The sequence below is a fragment of the Rhizobium rhizogenes NBRC 13257 genome, from assembly GCF_000696095.1.
GTDB lineage: Bacteria > Pseudomonadota > Alphaproteobacteria > Rhizobiales > Rhizobiaceae > Rhizobium > Rhizobium rhizogenes.
Genome location: NZ_BAYX01000040.1, coordinates 1 through 2,765 on the forward strand (window position 1 = coordinate 1; position 2,765 = coordinate 2,765).

At 62.5% G+C, this 2,765-nt stretch carries 1 protein-coding gene; it reads left to right on the top strand.

Features of this window, described 5'->3' with window-relative positions:
• Positions 1 to 2,765 (top strand): beta strand repeat-containing protein (locus RRH01S_RS34620; protein WP_165586828.1); only part of this gene is annotated, 2,765 nt, incomplete at both ends.

Consider the following 2,765-nt stretch of genomic DNA (forward strand, 5'->3'; position numbering starts at 1 on the left):
ACCTCCGGCACGCCGGAATATGCGATCGACGGCTCAGCCCTTGGCGCCATGCAGGCCGACCGCATCAAGGTCGTCGTCACCGAGAAGGGCGCCGGCGTCAAGATGAGCGGCGATATGGCCGCCAATGCCGGTGAGCTGTCGCTATCGGCCGATGGCAAGATCTCGATTGGCAATGCCTCGGGCAGCCAGGGTGTGACCATCACCTCGAAGAGACAAGTCACCGCCGCCAAGGTCAGTTCGAAGCAGAAGGTCGCGGTCCAGGCCGATCAAGGCATAACCCTGCAGTCGGTGGCAGCCGACAGCGATATCGTACTTGCAAGCGGCACAGGTCTCTTGAGCGTCTCAGGTGACGTCAACAGTGGCACGACGGTGCAGATGAGCTCGGGCGGCGGCATTGCCGCCGGCAGTGTCACGGCAGGCAATGGTGCGGCGACGCTTTCTACCAGTTCCGGCAATATCGCGATTGCGGGTGCTGCCAATAGTACCGGTGATCTCAATCTGACCGCCACGGCCGGCTCGATCTCCGCGGGCTCACTGCTGAGCAACCAGAATATCGCGCTGAGCGCCGGACTGGATATCGCGGTTGCCGGTAATGTGCTGGCGCAAGGCAATGTTAGTGCCACCGGCCGGTCGATCTCGACCGGCATGACCGTCTCAGGCATCAATATCGCTGCCACCAGCGCCGATCCCAATGGCAATGTCGTGCTCGGCTCCGCCGGGAACCTCAGCCTGACAGCAACGGGTGGCAATATAGCCACCAGCAATCTGCTGTCGGCGGGAAGCCTCAGCACCAGTGCCACCGGCAACGTGACCGCGGGCGGCATCCAGTCTGGCGGTGATTTGACGGTGACTGCGGCTTCGCTGACGGCTAGCGGTGTCACCTCACATGGGCTGCTCACCGTTAACGCCGCTACAAATGTGAGTGGCCAGATTCTTGGGAACAGCAACGTCCTGATCTCAGGCGCGGCTATCCAGGCCGGTGCCATCGCCTCCGGCGTCGACTTCGCCGCCACCAATGCGGCTGGCGGTACTCTCGCTGTCGGTCCGACCGGCACGCTCGATTTGACCGCCACGACCGGTAATATCGTGGTCGGCACATTGCTGTCGGCCGGTGATCTGAATGCTCGGTCAGCACTGCTGCAGGCAAACACTCTGACAGGTCACGGCAATGTCGGCATCGATGGCGGCGTTCGTGTCGCCAACCAATTGCTTGGAGCCGGCGACATAACCATCAATGGCAACGCCAATGGTGTCAGTGCCGGTCTTCTTGCGTCCGGTGTCGACTTTGCAGCGACCAAGGCGGCTGGCGGCAATATCGTGGTGGCGAATAGCGGCGATCTCACTGTCAACGATAGTCTTGGCGCCATCCAGGCAGGCACCATCTTGGCAGCCGGCGCTATCAATACCACCGGTCAGACGATCACCGCCGATACCATCACCGGTCATCAGAACATCACGCTTTCCGGCGCTACTGCCGTTACCGGCCAGATCCTAGGTGCGGGCAATGTCAGCGTCTCCGGCCCGACTATCGCGGCCGACGCCATCGTCTCGGGTGTCGACATCGCCGCCACCGATGCGGCGGGCGGCCGCATTACCCTTGGCCCGACGACAACGGGAACCGGCAATCTGACGCTTGCCGCCGCGGGCTTGCTCAGCGCCGATACGCTGTTGTCGGCAGCCAATCTTGATGCCAGTGGCGCGAACATTACCGCCGACAATATCTCGGCGCATGGCAATCTGACGCTTGATGGTGCCTCCAGCATAAGCGGCCAGATTCTTGGCGCCGGCAATGTTTGGATCAGCGGCCAGAGCCTGTCTGCCCAGACGGTCGTTGCTGGCCTCGATTTCGATGCGACGAATGGGGCCGGGGGCAATATCGTTCTCGGTCAGGCTGGCGATTTGACCGTGTCAATGAACGGCGCGGTTACGGCGCCGACCATACAAGCAGCCGGCGTCATTGATATCAGTGGCGCCTCGGTTGCCGCCGATGCCATCACCGGCCATAAGGACCTCACTCTTTCCAGCACGGCTGCCGCGGGCGTGGATGTTACTCGTCAAGTGCTTGGCGGCGGTAGTGTCGACATCTCCGGCGCGAGCATCAAAGCCGGCACGATCGTCTCCGGTGTCGACTTTGCCAGAACAGCGGCCGCCAATGGCAACATCGTCCAGACGACAAGCGGCGATCTGACACTTGCTTCAAGCGGATCCCTCGATGCCGGCACGCTGTTGTCGGCCGGCGATCTCTCTGCCGCCGGTTCGACCATCAGTGCTGATAGCGTCACGGCCCATGGCGATGTCGCCCTTGATGGTGCGACCGGCACGACGACCGCAAGCGGTCGCGTGGATGTGAGTGGCCAGATTCTCGGCGCCGGCAATGTGTTGATCACCGGTCAAAGCCTGTCCGCCCAGACGGTCGTTGCTGGCATCGACTTCGACGCCACCAATGCGGCAGGGGGTAATATCGTTCTCGGCCAGGCCGGGGATCTGAGCGTGTCGGTGAACGGCACCGTTGTGGCGCCGACCCTGCAGGCAGCCGGCGTCATTGATATCAGCGGCGCGTCCGTCGCCGCCGACGTGATCACCGGCCACAAGGGCATTACCCTTTCCGGCGTAACCGGTGGCGTGGACATCGATAGTCAAGTTCTTGGTGGCGGCGACATCAGTGTTTCCGGCTCCAGCATCAAGGCCGGCACCATCGTCTCCGGCGTCGATTTCGCTGCAACGGCTGCCGCCGATGGCAACATCGTACTCGCCAGCAGCGGTGA